Below are 16612 nucleotides of genomic sequence, written 5' to 3'. Positions count from 1 at the left end.
CATGGCCGCGGGCGCGGTGATCCTGCCCGCAGAATCCGCGGGTGCGGGCGCGAAGCTGCATGTCACCCACTGGCTACCCGAAGGGCGGCCGCGCGCGGTGGTGCTGCTCGCGCACGGCTATGCCGAACATGCCGGCCGCTACGCCTATGTCGCGAAGCGGCTGACCGACGCGGGCTATGCCATCTACGCCGTCGACCATTGGGGCCATGGTGCTTCCGACGGCGAAGGCGGCTATGTGCCGCGTTTCTCGGCTTTCCTCGACGGCATGGCCGAGCTGCTCACCCTCGTCGAGATCAACCATGGCGACACGCCGCGCCTGCTGCTCGGCCACAGCATGGGCGGGCTGATCGCGACTTTGTTCCTTGTCGAACGCCAGCAGGCATTTGTCGCGGCCGCGCTCTCGGGCCCCGCGATCCTGCCCGCCGAACCGCCGTCGCGCTTCACCGTGTGGATCAGCCGCTTCCTCTCGCGCTTCTTTCCGCGCCTCGGCGTGTTGGCGCTCGATTCCACCGGCGTCAGCCGCGATCCGCAGGTGGTCGCCGCCTATCAGGCCGACCCGCTCGTCTATGAAGGCAAGATCGGCGCGCGGCTCGGCAAGGAGTTCATGGATGCGATGGCGGTCGCGCAGGCCGACGCACCAAAGATTCATCTCCCGATCCTGATCCAGCATGGCGGGGCCGACCGCCTTACCGCGCCCGCCGGATCGCGCTATCTGTTTGCCAATGTCGCGTCGACCGACAAGCGCCTCGAAATCTATCCCGGCCTGTTCCACGAAATCTATAACGAGCCCGAACGCGATGCGGTGCTCGATGACCTCGTCGGCTGGTTCGACGCGCATGTGAAGGGCGAGGCTGCGGCATGAGAATCCTCCTCGTCCTCCTTTTCGCGCCGCTGATCGCGCTCGCGCTGATGTATTTCCTCTTTCCCGGCCGTCTCGTGGCGCTCGGACGCGCCTTGCTCCGCCGCCGCGGCCGGATGGTGCAGAAGAAAATCACCGTCGACGGCCGTATCTGGCCCTATCTCGAAGGCGGCGACGCATCGAAACCGCTGCTGCTGCTCGTCCATGGTTTTGCGGGCGACAAGGATAACTGGTCGATGATCGCGCCCTATCTGACGCGCGACTATCATGTCATTGCCCCCGACCTGCCGGGCTTCGGCGAGAATGAGCGCAATCCCGACCTTGCCTATGATCTTCAGGCGCAGACCGCGCGGCTCAAGGCGTTCGCCGATACGCTTGGTCTGTCGCGCCCACATGTTGCGGGCAACAGCATGGGTGGCTGGATCGCGCTGCGCTACGCGATCGACTATCCCGACGCGCTCGCCAGCCTGACCCTGCTCGACAATGCCGGGGTCAACGGCGCGAACGAAAGCGAGCTCCAGAAACAGGCGGCGAACGAGGACTATAATCCGCTCGTCCTCGCGAACCTCGAGGATGCCGACCGGCTGGTGGCGATGGTCGTTCACAAGCCGCCCTATGTCCCCGCGCGGTTGAAGCCGGTCTTTTATGCCGACGCGCTCAAATATCGCGACCAGCTCGACAGGATTTTCTGGGTGATCGCCACCGAAGGGCGCGACCATCCGCTCAATGACCGGCTCGGCGAGGTGAAGGTGCCGACGCTGATCATCTGGGGCCGCCATGACCAGCTGCTCGACGTGAGCTGCGTTCCGGTGCTCGAAGCCGGTATAGCGGGAAGCGTCTCGCATATCTTCGAACATGTCGGGCACGTCCCGATGATCGAGGATCCAAAGGCAACCGCCGCGGTGATGAAGGGCTTCCTTGCCAAGCACTGAAACTGCCGTCAGTCTCTTCCGAAAATAGCGGGAGAGGCCAATGCGGTTGAAAGTGGGGCTGCTCGGTGGGGGCAGTTGGGGGACGACGGTCGCCTCGGTGGTGTCGCGCAACGCGCCGATCACATTGTGGGCGCGCGACGCCGAGACCGTGGACGACATCAACACGCACCACGAGAACCGCAAATATCTGCCCGGCATCGCGCTGCCGCCGATCCTCCGCGCCACGAACGACATGGCCGAAGTCGTCGCGGGTGCCGACGTGCTCGTGATGGGCGTGCCGTCGCACAGTTTCCGCGCGGTGCTGGAGGAGGCGAAGGTCCATCTTCGTCCGTGGGTGCCGGTGATCAGCCTGACCAAGGGACTCGAACTGGCGTCGGGCAAGCGCATGACCGAATTGATCGAGGAGGTGCTGCCGGGTCACCCCGTCGGCGTTCTCACCGGGCCGAACCTCGCGCGCGAGATCATGACCGGACAGGCGGCCGCAAGCGTCCTGTCGATGGAGGACGAGATTGTGGTCCGCGCGCTCCAGCCGGTGTTCCATTCGGGGCTGTTCCGCGTCTACACCAACACCGATCTCCTTGGCTGCGAGCTGGGCGGCGTGCTCAAGAATATCATCGCGATCGCGGTCGGCATGGGCGACGGGCTCGGCGCCGGCGACAACACGCGCTCGGCGCTGATGACGCGCGGGCTTTCGGAAATCACCCGGCTCGGCGTAGCGATGGGCGGGCGCGCGGAAACTTTCGCGGGGCTCACCGGCATGGGCGACCTGATCGCGACGTGCACCAGCCCCTTGTCGCGTAACCGCCATGTCGGGGTCGAACTCGGCAAGGGGCGCCCGATCGACGAGATCATCGCTGGGATGAACATGGTCGCCGAGGGGGTGAAGAGCGCGCCGACGGTGATTGCGCTTGCCGAAAAGCACGGTCTCGACATGCCGATCGCGCGCGATGTGTACGACGTGACGCAGGGAAAACGCAGCGCGCAGGAGGTGTTTCGCGGCCTGCTTCGCTCTGCCGTTGGCGACGAAGCGCACCCCGGCTGAGCGATTCCGCCGCGACCTGTGCCATTTCGGCGATCAGCCGGGAAGAAAAGCGCCGCTTGCTTCGTTGACTCCCCTGACCGCCCCGAACGGGCGGACAATCAGGAGATGGACGATGAAAAAATGGACCACCCTAGCCGCAATCATGGCGCTCCCCGCCACCGCCGCTGTGGCCGCCGTTCCCTATGGCTCGATGCCGCCGGGATTCGAGGCGCCGCACATCCGCACGTCGCCGATCGCGGGCGTCGTCAACCAGCAATGGTATAATTACAAGGCCGACATTCTGGAGGCGGAGAAGGAGCTCACCAGCGACCTTCGCCATTCGACCGACCGCGAGGACCGCTGGGACGCGTGGGATGAATGGGAGACCGAGGTGGTCGATGCCGACAAGGATTATGTGAAGGAAATGCGCAAGAAGGGCTATCGCAGCGGCCGTGTGACGGTCGGCGGATAAGCTCTCCCGAGTTCCCCGGAGCCCTCTCCGGGTCGCAGGGAAGGGCGGGCGTCATGGGGCGTCCGCCCTTTCTTGTTTTCAGGACTTGGCCTCGGCGAGCAATGCCGTCGCTTCTGCGCCCTGCCAGTCGATCGCCCCGACGACGCGCCAGATTTCGCGGCCCTCGGCGTCATAATATATGCTCGTCGGCAGCGCGCTGTTCGCGGCATCGAGCAGCCCGTTTTCGGGATCGACATAGGGTTGCAGCGCCTTCAGCCCCGCCTTCTGGAACCACGGGTCGACAATCTCCGCGCCCTGCAGGTCCTGCGCGACCGCGATCACCGCCATGCGATCGCCGCTTTTCGCCGCGAGCGCATCGAGCGTCGGCATTTCGGCGACGCACGGCGCGCACCATGTCGCCCACAGGTTGACGAGCAGCGGTCGCCCCCGGAATGCCGCCAGCGTAACCGGCGCATCGTCGGGACCGCGAAAGCTGGCCGCGGGCGCCATCTTGCCCTTCTGGCTGCGGTCGACCTGGTGCTGGAAATGGCCGACGCCCTTCGCTTGGCCCGCCGAAACATTTGCTTGGCCTTGCCCCGCTTGCCCGCCCGCCTGCTTTTCCCTATCGCAGCCCGCGATTGATCCGGCCAGAAGCACGGCGAGGATCGCAAGATACGGGCTTGGAACGCGGCGGATGGCGAATACTCCGGATAGCAACAGCATGTGGGGCGGCCGCTTCGGTGGCGGACCCGCGGCGATCATGCAAGAGATTAACGCCTCGATCCCGATCGACAAGCGTCTGTGGGAAGAAGATATCGCGGCGAGCCGCGCGCACGCCGCGATGCTCGGCGCCGCGGGAATCATCGGCGCCGACGACGCCGTGGTGATCGATCGCGGGCTGGCCCAGATCGCCGAGGAATTCGCGGCGAACGGCGTCCCCGTCGACCTGAGCCTCGAAGACATCCACATGACGGTCGAATCGCGGCTGAAGGAACTGGTCGGCGAAGCCGCCGGGCGGCTCCACACCGCACGCTCGCGCAACGATCAGGTCGCAACCGATTTCCGCCTGTGGACGCGCACCGCCTGCGAGCGGATCGACGAGGGATTGCAGGCGATCCAGACCGCGCTGCTCGCGCGCGCCGACGAGCATGCGGACAGCATCATGCCCGGCTTCACGCACCTGCAGGTCGCGCAGCCGGTGACGCTCGGCCATCATCTGCTCGCCTATGTCGAGATGTTCGGCCGCGACCGGTCGCGCTTTGCCGACGCCCGCCGCCGCCTCAACGAATCGCCGCTCGGCGCCGCGGCGCTTGCGGGGACGGGTTTCCCGGTCGATCGCCATGCGACCGCCGCCGCGCTTGGCTTCGATCGCCCGATGGCGAACAGCATCGACGCCGTCTCCGACCGCGACTTCGCGCTCGAGTTCTGCGCCTCCGCGTCGATCGCCGCGATCCACCTGTCGCGTCTTGCCGAAGAAATCGTGATCTGGGCCAGCCAGCCTTTCGGCTTCATCAGCCTGCCCGACGCCTGGTCGACGGGCAGCTCGATCATGCCGCAAAAGCGCAACCCCGACGCCGCCGAGCTGGTGCGCGGGCGCGCGGGGCTGCTGCTCGGCGCCTTCCAGCGGCTCGCCGTGATCGTGAAGGGCCTGCCGCTCACCTATTCGAAGGATCTGCAGGACGACAAGGAAACCGTCTTCGGCGCCTTCGACGCGCTCGCGCTGTCGCTCGCGGCGATGACCGGCATGATCGAAACGCTGACCTTCCGTACCGACCGCATGCGCGCGCTGGCCGCGTCGGGCTATTCGACCGCGACCGACCTTGCCGACTGGCTGGTGCGCGAGGCGGGGTTGCCGTTCCGCGAAGCGCATCATGTCGTCGGTTCGTGCGTCAAGCGCGCCGAGGAACTGGGCGTCGAGCTGTCGGCGCTGCCCGCGGGCGACGCTGCCGCGATCCATGCCGCGGTCACCCCCGAGGTGCTCGCGGCGCTGACGGTCGAGGCATCGGTCGCCAGCCGCCTCAGCTATGGCGGCACTGCCCCGGAACGGGTAAGGCAGGCCATCGCCGCGGCCCGCGCGGCGCTCGAAGGAACGATTTGATGGCGACGAAGCGCCTCATCCTGACTGGTATAGCTGCAACCGCGCTGCTCGGCGCATGCGGCAGCAAGGAAGATCTGAAGCCCGTGGCAGGCCAGCCTGCTGCGGTGATTCCCGTTGGCGCCACACGCGCCCCGACGACGGAGGAGCTTACGACGCCTGACGCGCAGGCCCGGCCAGCGCGCAGCGACGAACTTCTCAAACGGTCCGAACAACGCGAACCCGACGATTTCGACTTGCCGCCTCCGGGCTGAGCTTCAGGACTCTTACCAATGAATCATTTTGAACTTCGTGACGGCGTGATGCACGCCGAAGACATTCCCTTGCCGCGCATTGCCGAGGAAATCGGCACTCCCGTCTATGTCTATTCGCGCGCGACGCTCGAACGCCATGCGCAGGCGTTTCGCGACGGGCTGAAGGACGTGCCGAAGAAGCATCTCGCCTTTGCGATCAAGAGCAACCCGAACCTCGGCGTGCTGCGCGTGCTCGCGCGGCAGGGCTATGGTGCCGACGTCGTATCGGGCGGCGAGCTCGAACGTGCGCTCGCGGCGGGCATGGCGGCCGAGGACATCGTCTTTTCGGGTGTCGGCAAGACACGCGCCGAACTCGCGCTGGGGCTCGACCGCGGCATCGGGCAGTTCAATATCGAGCATGAGCCTGAGGGCGTCGCGCTGGCCGAGATCGCGCTCGCCAAGGAAATGACCGCGCCCGCGGTGCTGCGCGTCAATCCCGACGTCGACGCGGGCACGCATGCCAAAATCTCGACCGGTAAGGCCGAGAACAAGTTCGGCGTCGGCATCGACGTCGCCCCCGAAATCTTCGCCCGGCTGTCGGCGCTGCCGGGGCTCAACATGCGCGGCATCGCGGTCCATATCGGCAGCCAGCTCACCAGCCTCGCCCCGTTCGAGGCGGCGTTCAAGCGCGTGGGCGAACTCGTCGCCGACCTGCGTGCCGCGGGGCACAGCATCACCCATGTCGACCTCGGCGGCGGGCTTGGCGTCCCGTACCGCGCGGGCGACAATATCATTCCGCCGTCGCCAGCCGATTATGGCGCGATGGTCGCGCGCGTGACCAAGGACTGGGACGTCACGCTGATGTTCGAGCCCGGCCGCGTCATCGCGGGCAATTCGGGGGTTTTGCTGACCGAAACATTGTGGGTGAAGCCCGGCGCAACGCATCCCTTCGTCATCGTCGACGCGGCGATGAACGACCTTGCAAGGCCCGCGCTCTATGACGCCTGGCACGATTTCGTCGCGGTAAAGCCGTCGGGCGAGACGATGACCGCGTCGATCGTCGGCCCGGTCTGCGAAACCGGCGACACCTTTGCGCGCGACCGGCTGATCGACAAGGTCGAGCCGGGTGATCTTGCGGTCTTCTGCAGCGCGGGCGCCTATGGCGCGACGATGGCGTCGACCTATAACAGCCGCAGCCTCGTTCCCGAGGTGCTCGTCGATGGCGACCGCTATGCCGTTGTCGCCGACCGCATCGCCGCGGGCACGATCATGGCCGCCGAACGCGTGCCCGACTGGATCGACTAACGATGGAACAGCTGCCCCTCTTCCTCAACCTGCGCGGCCGCACGGTCGTGCTGGTCGGGGAGGGGGAGGCGGCCGATGCCAAGGCGCGGCTGATCGCGCGCGCGGGCGGGCGCATCGTTCCGGCGTGGGAGGAGGGCGCGGCGATTGCCTTCGTCGCGCTCGATGACGACGCTGAAGCGCGCGCTGCCGCACAAGCGCTCCGCGCGCACGGCCTGCTCGTCAACGTCGTCGATCGCCCCGACCTGTGTGATTTCACGACCCCCGCAATCGTCGACCGCGCGCCCGTCACGATCGCCATCGGAACCGGCGGCGCGTCGGCCGGCCTTGCGAAGGCGGTGCGCCAGCGGATCGAGGCGCTGCTTCCCCCGCGCCTCGGAGCGCTCGCGTCGGCGCTCCATGCGGCGCGCGATGCGATGAAGGCGCGCTGGCCCGCCGCCGCCGATCGCCGCCGCGTCATCGACGCTGCGCTGGCGAGCGGCGCGGTGCTCGACCCGCTCGACAATGACGCTGCGGACAAGCTCGAAATATGGCTCGCGGGCGACGCTCCAACCCGGCCCTCGCGTCTCGAAACGATCCACCTGACCAGTCCTGACCCCGACGAGCTTACCTTGCGCGCCGCGCGCCTGCTGGGGGAGGCTGACCATATCTACCACCCGGCCGCTATCCCCGCCGCGATCCTCGACCGCGCCCGCGCCGATGCGGTTCGGCACGTCGCGGATGCGCCACCCTCCGCCCCGCCGCCCGGGCTTTCGGTATGGCTTGCCTCCTGAGAGCGGCATAAGACGAGGACAGTGCCGCGGGAGGTCAAAATGTTACGTGCCATTTCATTGGGGTGCCTGATCGCGGCTGCTGCGAGCACCGCCGCCGCGGCGCAGCTTCCAGAGGGCGATCGCGTCGAGTTCGAAGCCGCCACGAACGCCTTTACCGGATGCCTGCGCGTGAGCGTCCAGATGGGCATGACGACGAAGATGGACCCGGTCAAGTTCAAGGAAGGGTTTGCGAAAAGCTGCAAGGAGCAGGAAGCGCGTTTCCGCCGCGTGGCGATCAAGGTCGCCATGGCAAGCGGCCGTTCGGAAGCCGCCGCCGCCGCAGAAATTGACGGCAATATTGCGAACGGCCGGCGCGCGTTCGCTGCCGACCAGGAAAGCTATATCAAAACCGGTAAAGTGCCCCGCTAGGGCGCGATCGCCAGCCCGTCGCCATTCTTCCCCGCCGTGATCCGGCGCAGCACAGCGCCGCTCGCGACGTCGATTTCCGCAACCTTGTCATGCCCCGTCTCGGCGGCATAGAGCCGCTTCGAATCGGCGCTGAACAGCAAGGTTACCTGCCCCTTCGCCTGCTCGCCCGACACCTTGATGGTCTTCACCCGCGCGCGCGTCGCAGCGTCGAACAGGCTGATCGTCCCCGCTGCGATATTGCTCGTTGCGACCAGCTTGCCGTCGGGGCTCGCAAGCACGCGGATCGCGACCGGGTCGACCGGCTGTTCGGCGACCTTCGTGCCCGTCTTCGTATCCCAGACCGACACGCGCGGTGCGTCGAGGTCGCCGACCCACAGCTCGCGCCCGCGCTTGGTCAGCGCGATCCCTTCGGGCTTGCCGCCGACGGCCAGGTCGCGCAGCTTCTTCGCCGTCTTCAGGTCGAGCACGCTCACCGTCCCCGATCCGATATTGGCGGTATAGGCGGTGCGATTGTCGGGCGCGACGACGATCATGTGCGTGCCCTTCTGCCCCGTCGAGATCGAGGTCAGCTTGCCATCGGGCGCAACCACCGCGACCGACTCGCTGCCTTCGGTCGTCGCGACGAGCCGCCCGTCGGACAGCCATATCAGCCCGTGCGGCCGCTGGTTCGGGCTGAGGTCGATCGTGCGCAGCTTCGTCCGGCGCGCGACGTCGAACACATCGATCGTCGTGCTGCCATAGGCGACGACCGCCGCCTGCTTGCCGTCGGGTGAAATCGCGATTTCGTGCGGCATCTTGCCGGTCGGCAGCCGCGCCAGTTCCTCGCCCGACGTCAGCGAGATGACGCTCAGCGTATCCTCGCCCTTGTTGCCGACGAGCAGGGTTTCGGCCGCGGCGGGAGCCGCGAACGACAGGGCGAAAAGGGTGGCGGCAAGGGCTTGGCGCATGGACAGGTCTCCCGGTTTCGATGCGCATCCTATCCGCGCCGCGCGGCGCGGCAACCGCGCTTCGACCAACGACCGCACCGTCCATTACGATAAGTTCTCATCATGTTACTGGAATCGATAGCGGAACCGGCTGCGAAGCCGGAAAACCGACTCCCGTAGAGTCAACCAGTTGGATTGAGACGGGAAAACCAAATCGGCCCGCAACTGGACGGCAATCCAGCGCGGGCCTGACCACGACGAAGGGCTACATTCGCCATGGGTACTGATTCAAATACGCGCTCGGATTCCGTGCCGCAAGGTATTCACGACCTCATTGCTCGCGGCGCGCTGTTCGTCGTCAACCACAGCAGCGGCAAAGATAGCCAAGCAATGTTCATCATGCTGCGCGCCATCATCCCGGCGCGCCAGTTGCTGGTCATTCATGCCGTGCTGCCCGAGGTCGAATGGGAGGGCGTCACCGAGCATATAGAGGACACCATTGGCGAAACGCCGATGATCTTCGCCCAGTCCGTCAAGACGCTGTTCGAGATGGTCGAGCATCGGGGCATGTTCCCCAGTCCTGCCAACCGGCAATGCACGTCTGACCTCAAGCGCGGTCCCATCGAGCGCGAAATTCGCCGGTATCTCAAGGCGCATCCCGAGTTCGGCGGTCTCGTCGTAAACTGCATGGGAATGCGGGCCGAGGAATCGACGGGTCGCGCCAAACTGGAACCATTCAAGCTGAACGCTGGCAACAGCAAGGCGGGTCGCGAATGGTACGACTGGCTGCCGATCCACGACATGACCGAAGGCGAGGTCTTCAACGCGATCCATCTGGCTGGCGAGCAACCGCACTGGGCCTATGGCGCTGGCATGACACGCTTGTCGTGCTGCTTCTGCATCATGGCGAGCCAAGCGGACCTGACGACCGCCGCGCACCTCAACCCGACCCTTTACCGCCGCTACGTCGAAACCGAGCAGCGCCTTGGCTTCACGCTCTCGATGAGCCGCAAGCCCCTGACCGAAATCACAGGAATCGCAGCATGACTAACTCTACTGCACGCTCGGACTCTGACCTGCAAGGGGGTGGCGCGCTGTCCGCTGCCCATGATGCGCTCAACAGGATGAAGCGCGCATTTGACCGTGGCACAGGCTGCCACCTGACTGCCAAGATGGTTGCCTCCTTGGGCCTCACCTTTCTTGGGGAAAGGTGGTCCGATGAAGACCCCCGAGGTGCCTCATGACCTCCTCTAACTCAGATACCCGACTGGATGGGTGGCAGCCGATTTCGACAGCGCCGCGCGATGGGACCGAGATACAGGTTTGTGCCTGCTGACGACGGATCGCAGGACTTCTTTGCGAAAACGAAGCTGGGTCAGCTCGTCACGCTCACCCCGAAGCGTGCGCGCGGATTAAGCTATCACCGCCTGTTCTTCGCCATTCTCCGCTTGGTCAGTGAGAACAGCAACCCGCATATCTCGGAAGCCGCAGCTCTGCACTTCGCAAAGATGGCCACCGGGACAGGCGAGTTCGTGACCGACAGCCGGGGCAGGGAAGTGTTCGTACCTGGGTCCATCTCATTCGCCGCGATGGACCAATCAGCATTCAAGGATTTTGTGCAGACCGCCATTCCGCCGCTTGTCGGTCGGTTCATGGTCGGGACTGCGCCTGACGATTTGATCGCGGAAGCAATGTCGCTTGCCGCCTAGCTTTTCAACAGAGGACGGGCGGCACCTAATAAGGCCGCCCGGGGAATTCAAAATGTCGAAGTTGTTGAACGTCCTCGGATTGATTACGAGGGCAGAGCATGAGGCGGCTTGTCGCCCCCTTCGCGAGCGGCTGTTCGATAGCGAGCAAAAGCGCATTCACTGGCAAGGTGAGGCGAACGAAGCGAACCGCAAATTCAAGGCGGCGGGCGACCTCGATGCCGCGTGGAGGGCCGCCGATACCGCCCCCGACGGGCTGCTTGCCGCGATCGATGCGCTGGCCGACGCGCCGCCGGATGTCGCGATCGCGCGCCTCTTGCCCTGGCTGTCGGACAGGCAATGGCTGGACGGCCGGATCGATGCGGCGCTCGCTCTGCTGAGGGCCGATCCCTTCGCCCGTCCGCCGCTGCGGCTCGTCGGGGGCGGTGATGGGGGCGCGGGCGGGCTCGTCCTCGCCGACCGCGGCGCGGTCCGCCTGACGCTCCAACTCCGCCCGCTCGCGGCAGGGGCACCCGCTCCCGCCGCCGTTTTCGTCCCCGGTCGCGCCGCGTTCCACATCCTCGCCGACGGCGGTGCGTCGATCCGCCTGCACGAGGTCGCGGTCAGTGCTGCGGAAGAAGGCGGCGGCTTCACCGCGGGCGCGGCCGCATCCTGCCGCAGCGCCGCACCGCGTGCGCTGCGGCAGGGGGAGACATTGCTGCTCGACACCGCGCGCCAGAGCTTCACGCTCGAAAAGGGTTGCGCGCGCGCCTGCGGCGACGTGCTGCTCCTCGAACTCGCCGTCCAGCCGCCGTCGTGCCTCCCGATCCGCGCCTATGACATCGCGAGCGGCCGCCTGACGCATGTCAGCGCGTCGCGCCGCGACAGCAGCTTTCGCGCGATGGCGCTCGCGGTGCTGCGCCAGTTCGGCCGCATCGACGCCGCGCCCTTCTTTGTCGCCGAGACGAAGGCCGAGGATTTTGCCGCGCGCTGGAACGCGATGCGCGAACTCGTCGCGCTCGATCCCGCCACCGCGCGTCCGCTGCTCGCCGCGATGGCGGCGTCCGATCCGCATCCCGAGGTGCGCCGCGCCGCCGCCGCGACGCACGCGCTCTTCTCCCTGCCTTCCGGTGAGACGGGGCGGACGGGGGGTGGAGGGCCGGGGCCTTGCAAAAGCCCGGTGCCCTCCACCCCCATATCGGCGCCCCGCAACCGCGATCCGCGTCCGTGCCGCGGCTGATCGACCCGCCCGCCAGCGCCGCGCTCGACCTCGCCGAGGTCGCCGCGCGCCTCGACGAAAGCGGCGTCGACCTGACCGACGAGGGCAGCATCGCACAGTGCACCGCGCTCCTCGCCGGGCTCGCGCGCAACCGCGACTTCCTCGCCGACAGCGTCCTCGCCGCGCTCAAGGCGAGCTATACGGACCAGCTCGAACTCAATCGCTATTCGGCGCAAGTCTTCCTCCTCCACCGCAGCGCGCGCGGCTTTTACCTTCGCGCGAACCTGTGGCCCTCGGCGCGCGACGCCGTCTATTCCGCGAGCGGCCCCGCCGCCTTTTCCTACGGCGTCCCGCACGACCATAATTTCAGCTTCCTCACCGCGGGCTATTTCGGTCCCGGCTATGTCAGCGACTATTATGAGTACGACGCCGAAGCGGTCGACGGCCGTCTCGGCGAGCCGCTCGACCTCCAATTCATCGAGCGCAGCAGCCTCAGCGAAGGCAAGATCATGCTCTACCGCGCCCACCGCGACATCCACAGCCAGCTCCCGCCCGAAACCCTCTCGGTCAGCCTCAAAATCATGGACGAGGGCGACCATATCCCCTGGCGCGACCAATATATCGTCGACCTCGAAGCCGGCACGATCGCAAGGCGCCCGACGTTGACCAGCGGAGAAATGCTGCTCCGCTGCGCGGTGCATCTGACGGAGAATGGGAGGGACATCGCCGAGCAATTCGCCAAGGCGCATCCGTTGCCAAGGGTGCGTGCGAATGCGATTGCATCGCTGGCTGCAGCGGCTGAGGGTGATGAACGCCATATCGTGTTTGAGCGTGGCATGACGGACGCCGACGCGCGGGTGCGTGCCGATTGCCGGCGCTGGCTGGCGCACTAGCTTCCCCTGCTGACAGCGGCGCATTCCCCTGCTAGTGCGCCGCGCATGACCACGCCTTTGTCCCATATCCGCAATTTTTCGATCATCGCGCACATTGATCACGGGAAATCCACGCTCGCCGACCGGCTGATCCAGTTCACCGGGGGGCTGACCGCGCGCGAGATGTCGGCGCAAGTCCTTGATAATATGGACATCGAGAAGGAGCGCGGGATCACGATCAAGGCGCAGACGGTGCGCCTGAAATATAAGGCGCACGACGGCGAGACCTATGAGCTGAACCTGATGGATACGCCGGGCCACGTCGACTTCGCCTATGAGGTCTCGCGTAGCCTTGCCGCGTGCGAGGGCGCGCTGCTCGTCGTCGATGCCGCGCAGGGGGTCGAGGCGCAGACGCTCGCGAACGTATACCAGTCGATCGAGCATGATCACGAGATCGTGCCGGTGATCAACAAGATCGACCTGCCCGCGGCCGACGTCGACAAGGTGAAGGCCGAGATCGAGGATATCATCGGGCTGCCCGCCGACGACGCGGTGCTCGCGAGCGCCAAGTCGGGGATCGGGATCGAGGAATGCCTCGAGGCGATCGTCACCAAGATCCCGCCGCCGAAGGGCGACGCCGCGGCGCCGCTGCTCGCGATGCTCGTCGACAGCTGGTACGACCCCTATTTGGGCGTCGTCATCCTTGTCCGCGTCGTCGACGGGATCTTGAAAAAAGGCCAGCAGATCAAGTTCATGCAGGCGGGCACCACCCACCTGATCGACCGCGTCGGCTGCTTCACGCCGAAGCGCGAGGAACTGACCGAGATCGGCCCCGGCGAGATTGGCTTCATCACCGCGCAGATCAAGGACGTCGCACAGGCGCGTGTCGGCGACACGGTGACCGACGCGAAGAAGCCCGCCGCGAAGCCGCTGCCGGGGTTCAAGGAAGTCCAGCCGGTCGTCTTCTGCGGCCTGTTCCCGACCGACGCGAACGACTTCGAGAAGCTCCGTGAAAGCATCCAGAAGCTCCGCCTCAACGATGCGAGCTTCTCGTTCGAGATGGAAAGCTCGGCCGCGCTCGGCTTCGGCTTCCGCTGCGGCTTCCTCGGCCTGCTCCACCTCGAAATCATCCAGGAGCGGCTGACGCGCGAGTACGACCTCGACCTGATCACCACCGCGCCGTCGGTGGTCTACAAGCTCAAGCTCGGCCATACGAAGAATGAGGCGGCGAAGGAGATCGAGCTCCACAACCCCGCCGACATGCCCGACCCCAACCGCATCGACGAGATCGAGGAGCCGTGGATCGAGGCGGTGATCTATGTTCCCGACGATTATCTCGGCCCGATCCTGAAGCTGTGCCAGGACCGCCGCGGGGTGCAGAAGAACCTCACCTATGTCGGCGGCCGCGCGCAGATCACCTATGAACTGCCGCTCAACGAGGTGGTGTTCGATTTCTACGACCGGCTGAAGAGCATCAGCCGCGGTTACGCGAGCTTCGATTATCACCAGATCGGCCACCGCGCCGGCGACCTCGTCAAGATGAGCATCCTCGTCAACAACGAGCCGGTCGACGCGCTGAGCATGATCGTGCATCGGGGTTCGGCGGAAAGCCGCGGCCGCGGCATGTGCGAGCGCCTCAAGGACCTGATCCCGCGCCACATGTTCAAGATCCCGATCCAGGCCGCGATCGGCGGCAAGGTGATCGCCCGCGAAACCATCGCCGCGCTGCGCAAGGACGTGACCGCCAAATGCTATGGCGGCGACGCGACCCGCAAGAAGAAGCTGCTGGAGAAACAAAAAGAAGGCAAAAAGCGGATGCGCGAATATGGCAACGTCAACATCCCGCAGGAAGCGTTCATTGCAGCGCTCCGCATGGGCGACGACGCCTAATCCGCTTTTTTCATCAAAGCAGAAAGAAGGCAGGTGGGCAGGTCGAAGCTGCGGGGCAGCTTCGACCTGCCCGCCCGGATACACGAATATAGGAATGGGGACATCTGGCTTAAGTACGCTAACCGGACAGCAGGGTAGTTAAGAGTCTCGGCTCGGGAGATCGCGGATGGTTGTGGTTCGACAGACTCGGCGGGCGCGCCCGACCTTCGATACGGCGCATCAATACCACCGAGAAGGTGTATACTTGAAAGGCGGGCCAGACGTTTGGGTTGATGTGGATGAGCGGCACAAAATTGTTGATGCCGTGACGTCTGAGCTAGATGAGATAGTGAAGAAACATTTTCCACGGTCGCCAAATTTGGAATACGCGATCTTAAAAGCTCACCTCATAGTAGAGAGATCGATTGAACAATATATTCGCTGTTTGTCCAACGTCCTCGTAGAGCTGAAGGGCCTGAGAAAGTTCAATTTCTCGCAGAAAATCGAATTCGCTTATCTCTTGGGTATGGGGGCGAATGACCCTGTGCTTTTGCCGACTATAGAGCGCCTGAACGTCGTTCGAAATCAGGTTGCTCATACGTTCGAGATCGATCGCAAACAAATTGATGAAATGCTGCGAATCAACTCTGACGATTATGACAATTTTACAATAACGGATGACCGGCAAAGAGTTAGAATGCTGCGAATGATGTGCAGTTTTATTTCTGGGCGCTTGATTGGCGAGGTGCAGGCGCGAATATTTTTCGACGCCATTGTGCTTAACTCGTTGAATGAGAACGGTATCGCCACCTAGCTCTCGCATCCGAAGTGGATGCATTCATGCGTGACGATAAGCCAGAAATTTGCTAACAGGAGTCCGGCCGGCTGACACCCTGTGCGTGAGAACGCGGGGGCCGAGGGGCGACGTATTCGAGATTGGTCAAAGCGTCAGCCGGCAATTCTCAAATGACCAAGGCTATCGGCTGAGGTAAACTCGGCATCGATTTCGAGTCGCATGGCGACCGGAAGTCGGAGTGCGGGAATATCTTAGGGCTTGATCCTGTCCAGAATATTGCACCCGGCCTCTTGGTCAAAGTGTTCCCGCAAGGGATCGGGCTTCGTACGCCGGACCTTTATTAAGGCGCTCGCGACCTTGCCAAGATAATGGTGGCGGAGCTCGAAACTATGGGCATCGGGCAGCGTAACGATGAAAGGCGTTGGTTGGGCATCGACATAGGCTTCGATGTCTCTGCGGTGTGTGTGATAGACGATTCTGGACAGACCGTGCTCGAAGAGGAGGTGCTCACCTCGGCAGACGGGATCGGAGAATTTCTCCATCGAACCGGGTCCGGGTCTTCGGTACAACTGATTGGGCTGGAAGCCTCACCCTATTCTCCGCACTTGGTGAGAGGGTTGCGTGACAAAGGCTATCCCGTCGCGATGTTTGACTCTCGGCAAGCTCGCAAATTCCTTCGAATTTCGCAGAACAAGACTGACCGGAACGATGCACGTGGTTTGGCTCAGATCGCGCTGCACGGAAGAAATGTTGTTTCCGAGGTGCGCGTCAAAAGCATTCAATGCCAGATGCTACGCTCTCAGTTGGTGATGCGCCAACATCTGGTGAAAAATCGCATTGCGACCGAATCAGCCATAAAAGCCATTATTCGGCTTAACGGTGGCGATGTAAGGACGGCTACTTCGCTGAAGCGCCTTCGCGAGAATGTCATTGCAGAGCTTGAGCGCTTGAAAGTCAACGCAGGTCTTGACCTTTTTGACACTGTCGAGCCTGTGCTCGTTATAGCAGAGCATCTGAGGAAGCGCCTCGCAGTGATTGACAATCTGTCAAACGGCGTTCAAAAGGGACCCCCGATCGGCGTCGAAGAGGGACCCCCTTTGAGGATATGCTGAGGGTTTGTTGAGGATGGCCTTGCGCTGCGTGCGGCGGAGGGCGGGCGTAGCCCGACCGG

Annotated in this window: 18 protein-coding genes; 16 read left to right on the top strand and 2 right to left on the bottom strand. The window is 64.5% G+C overall.

The window, feature by feature from the left end; translation table 11 throughout:
- Nucleotide 1 precedes the first annotated feature (1 nt).
- The 4 genes from ACIPPQ_RS17070 to ACIPPQ_RS17055 all read left to right on the top strand — a co-directional run bounded on the left by ACIPPQ_RS17070 (nucleotide 2) and on the right by ACIPPQ_RS17055 (nucleotide 3284).
- Nucleotides 2-862, top strand: coding sequence for an alpha/beta hydrolase (locus ACIPPQ_RS17070; RefSeq protein WP_446545267.1), 861 nt, complete (start codon nucleotides 2-4; stop codon nucleotides 860-862).
- Nucleotides 859-1791 (top strand): alpha/beta fold hydrolase, encoded by a 933-nt coding sequence (locus ACIPPQ_RS17065; protein WP_446545266.1) that lies wholly within the window; start codon nucleotides 859-861, stop codon nucleotides 1789-1791. The genes ACIPPQ_RS17070 and ACIPPQ_RS17065 overlap by 4 nt, the downstream gene beginning before the upstream one ends.
- Nucleotides 1792-1831: 40 nt before the next feature.
- Nucleotides 1832-2833 (top strand): NAD(P)H-dependent glycerol-3-phosphate dehydrogenase, encoded by a 1002-nt coding sequence (locus ACIPPQ_RS17060; protein ID WP_446545265.1) that lies wholly within the window; start codon nucleotides 1832-1834, stop codon nucleotides 2831-2833.
- A gap of 112 nt (nucleotides 2834-2945) precedes the next feature.
- Nucleotides 2946-3284, top strand: coding sequence for a hypothetical protein (locus ACIPPQ_RS17055; RefSeq protein WP_446545264.1), 339 nt, complete (start codon nucleotides 2946-2948; stop codon nucleotides 3282-3284).
- A 78-nt stretch (nucleotides 3285-3362) separates the two neighbouring features.
- Here ACIPPQ_RS17055 and ACIPPQ_RS17050 read toward each other — a convergent pair whose 3' ends face one another.
- Nucleotides 3363-3986 (bottom strand): TlpA family protein disulfide reductase, encoded by a 624-nt coding sequence (locus ACIPPQ_RS17050; protein ID WP_446545263.1) that lies wholly within the window; start codon nucleotides 3984-3986, stop codon nucleotides 3363-3365.
- Here ACIPPQ_RS17050 and argH point away from each other — a divergent pair.
- From argH to ACIPPQ_RS17025, 5 genes are read left to right on the top strand one after another with little or no spacing between them, the layout of a single operon-like run.
- Nucleotides 3985-5361, top strand: coding sequence for an argininosuccinate lyase (argH, locus tag ACIPPQ_RS17045; RefSeq protein WP_446545448.1), 1377 nt, complete (start codon nucleotides 3985-3987; stop codon nucleotides 5359-5361). The two genes, ACIPPQ_RS17050 and argH, sit on opposite strands and share 2 nt — an antisense overlap.
- Nucleotides 5361-5612 carry a hypothetical protein gene (locus ACIPPQ_RS17040; RefSeq protein ID WP_446545262.1) on the top strand — a complete coding sequence of 84 codons (252 nt, stop codon included), beginning with the start codon at nucleotides 5361-5363 and terminating at the stop codon, nucleotides 5610-5612. The genes argH and ACIPPQ_RS17040 overlap by 1 nt, the downstream gene beginning before the upstream one ends.
- A gap of 18 nt (nucleotides 5613-5630) precedes the next feature.
- Nucleotides 5631-6896, top strand: a complete 1266-nt coding sequence (gene lysA / locus ACIPPQ_RS17035; protein ID WP_446545261.1) for a diaminopimelate decarboxylase — start codon at nucleotides 5631-5633, stop codon at nucleotides 6894-6896.
- A gap of 2 nt (nucleotides 6897-6898) precedes the next feature.
- Nucleotides 6899-7666 (top strand): NAD(P)-dependent oxidoreductase, encoded by a 768-nt coding sequence (locus ACIPPQ_RS17030; RefSeq protein ID WP_446545260.1) that lies wholly within the window; start codon nucleotides 6899-6901, stop codon nucleotides 7664-7666.
- A gap of 39 nt (nucleotides 7667-7705) precedes the next feature.
- Nucleotides 7706-8074: a hypothetical protein gene (locus ACIPPQ_RS17025; protein ID WP_446545259.1), complete on the top strand. Its 369-nt coding sequence runs from the start codon at nucleotides 7706-7708 to the stop codon at nucleotides 8072-8074.
- Here ACIPPQ_RS17025 and ACIPPQ_RS17020 read toward each other — a convergent pair.
- The gene (locus tag ACIPPQ_RS17020) at nucleotides 8071-9021 is read right to left on the bottom strand and encodes a YVTN family beta-propeller repeat protein (RefSeq protein ID WP_446545258.1); all 951 of its coding nucleotides are present in this window, start codon (nucleotides 9019-9021) and stop codon (nucleotides 8071-8073) included. The two genes, ACIPPQ_RS17025 and ACIPPQ_RS17020, sit on opposite strands and share 4 nt — an antisense overlap.
- A gap of 255 nt (nucleotides 9022-9276) precedes the next feature.
- Between ACIPPQ_RS17020 and ACIPPQ_RS17015 the strand changes: the two genes are divergently transcribed.
- The 7 genes from ACIPPQ_RS17015 (at nucleotide 9277) to ACIPPQ_RS16985 (ending at nucleotide 16553) form a co-directional block, all read left to right on the top strand.
- Entirely contained in the window at nucleotides 9277-10047 is a 771-nt protein-coding gene (locus tag ACIPPQ_RS17015) for a phosphoadenosine phosphosulfate reductase domain-containing protein (RefSeq protein WP_446545257.1), read from the top strand.
- A 278-nt stretch (nucleotides 10048-10325) separates the two neighbouring features.
- Nucleotides 10326-10709 carry a hypothetical protein gene (locus tag ACIPPQ_RS17010; RefSeq protein ID WP_446545256.1) on the top strand — a complete coding sequence of 128 codons (384 nt, stop codon included), beginning with the start codon at nucleotides 10326-10328 and terminating at the stop codon, nucleotides 10707-10709.
- A gap of 52 nt (nucleotides 10710-10761) precedes the next feature.
- On the top strand, nucleotides 10762-11925 hold the full coding sequence (locus tag ACIPPQ_RS17005; protein WP_446545255.1) for a HEAT repeat domain-containing protein: 1164 nt from the start codon (nucleotides 10762-10764) through the stop codon (nucleotides 11923-11925).
- Nucleotides 11913-12797 carry a transposase gene (locus ACIPPQ_RS17000; RefSeq protein WP_446545254.1) on the top strand — a complete coding sequence of 295 codons (885 nt, stop codon included), beginning with the start codon at nucleotides 11913-11915 and terminating at the stop codon, nucleotides 12795-12797. The genes ACIPPQ_RS17005 and ACIPPQ_RS17000 overlap by 13 nt, the downstream gene beginning before the upstream one ends.
- Nucleotides 12798-12842: 45 nt before the next feature.
- Nucleotides 12843-14666 carry a translation elongation factor 4 gene (gene lepA, locus ACIPPQ_RS16995; protein WP_446545253.1) on the top strand — a complete coding sequence of 608 codons (1824 nt, stop codon included), beginning with the start codon at nucleotides 12843-12845 and terminating at the stop codon, nucleotides 14664-14666.
- Between the two features lie 166 nt (nucleotides 14667-14832).
- Nucleotides 14833-15459, top strand: a complete 627-nt coding sequence (locus ACIPPQ_RS16990) for a hypothetical protein (RefSeq protein ID WP_446545252.1) — start codon at nucleotides 14833-14835, stop codon at nucleotides 15457-15459.
- A 353-nt stretch (nucleotides 15460-15812) separates the two neighbouring features.
- Nucleotides 15813-16553, top strand: a complete 741-nt coding sequence (locus ACIPPQ_RS16985; RefSeq protein WP_446545251.1) for an IS110 family transposase — start codon at nucleotides 15813-15815, stop codon at nucleotides 16551-16553.
- Nucleotides 16554-16612: the final 59 nt, after the last annotated feature.

It is taken from the genome of Sphingopyxis sp. LARHCG72, assembly GCF_052871675.1.
This window is presented reverse-complemented; position numbering and strand designations above follow the sequence as displayed.

Coding starts and splice junctions, on each gene's coding strand:
- lepA (WP_446545253.1), top strand. CDS start 12,843: ATGACCACGCCTTTGTCCCATATCCGCAATTTTTCGATCATCGCGCAC.
- ACIPPQ_RS17030 (WP_446545260.1), top strand. CDS start 6,899: ATGGAACAGCTGCCCCTCTTCCTCAACCTGCGCGGCCGCACGGTCGTG.
- ACIPPQ_RS17050 (WP_446545263.1), bottom strand. CDS start 3,986: ATGCTGTTGCTATCCGGAGTATTCGCCATCCGCCGCGTTCCAAGCCCG.
- ACIPPQ_RS17005 (WP_446545255.1), top strand. CDS start 10,762: ATGTCGAAGTTGTTGAACGTCCTCGGATTGATTACGAGGGCAGAGCAT.
- ACIPPQ_RS17015 (WP_446545257.1), top strand. CDS start 9,277: ATGGGTACTGATTCAAATACGCGCTCGGATTCCGTGCCGCAAGGTATT.
- ACIPPQ_RS17020 (WP_446545258.1), bottom strand. CDS start 9,021: ATGCGCCAAGCCCTTGCCGCCACCCTTTTCGCCCTGTCGTTCGCGGCT.
- ACIPPQ_RS17025 (WP_446545259.1), top strand. CDS start 7,706: ATGTTACGTGCCATTTCATTGGGGTGCCTGATCGCGGCTGCTGCGAGC.
- ACIPPQ_RS17065 (WP_446545266.1), top strand. CDS start 859: ATGAGAATCCTCCTCGTCCTCCTTTTCGCGCCGCTGATCGCGCTCGCG.
- ACIPPQ_RS16990 (WP_446545252.1), top strand. CDS start 14,833: ATGGTTGTGGTTCGACAGACTCGGCGGGCGCGCCCGACCTTCGATACG.
- ACIPPQ_RS17070 (WP_446545267.1), top strand. CDS start 2: ATGGCCGCGGGCGCGGTGATCCTGCCCGCAGAATCCGCGGGTGCGGGC.
- lysA (WP_446545261.1), top strand. CDS start 5,631: ATGAATCATTTTGAACTTCGTGACGGCGTGATGCACGCCGAAGACATT.
- ACIPPQ_RS17055 (WP_446545264.1), top strand. CDS start 2,946: ATGAAAAAATGGACCACCCTAGCCGCAATCATGGCGCTCCCCGCCACC.
- argH (WP_446545448.1), top strand. CDS start 3,985: ATGTGGGGCGGCCGCTTCGGTGGCGGACCCGCGGCGATCATGCAAGAG.
- ACIPPQ_RS17040 (WP_446545262.1), top strand. CDS start 5,361: ATGGCGACGAAGCGCCTCATCCTGACTGGTATAGCTGCAACCGCGCTG.
- ACIPPQ_RS17060 (WP_446545265.1), top strand. CDS start 1,832: ATGCGGTTGAAAGTGGGGCTGCTCGGTGGGGGCAGTTGGGGGACGACG.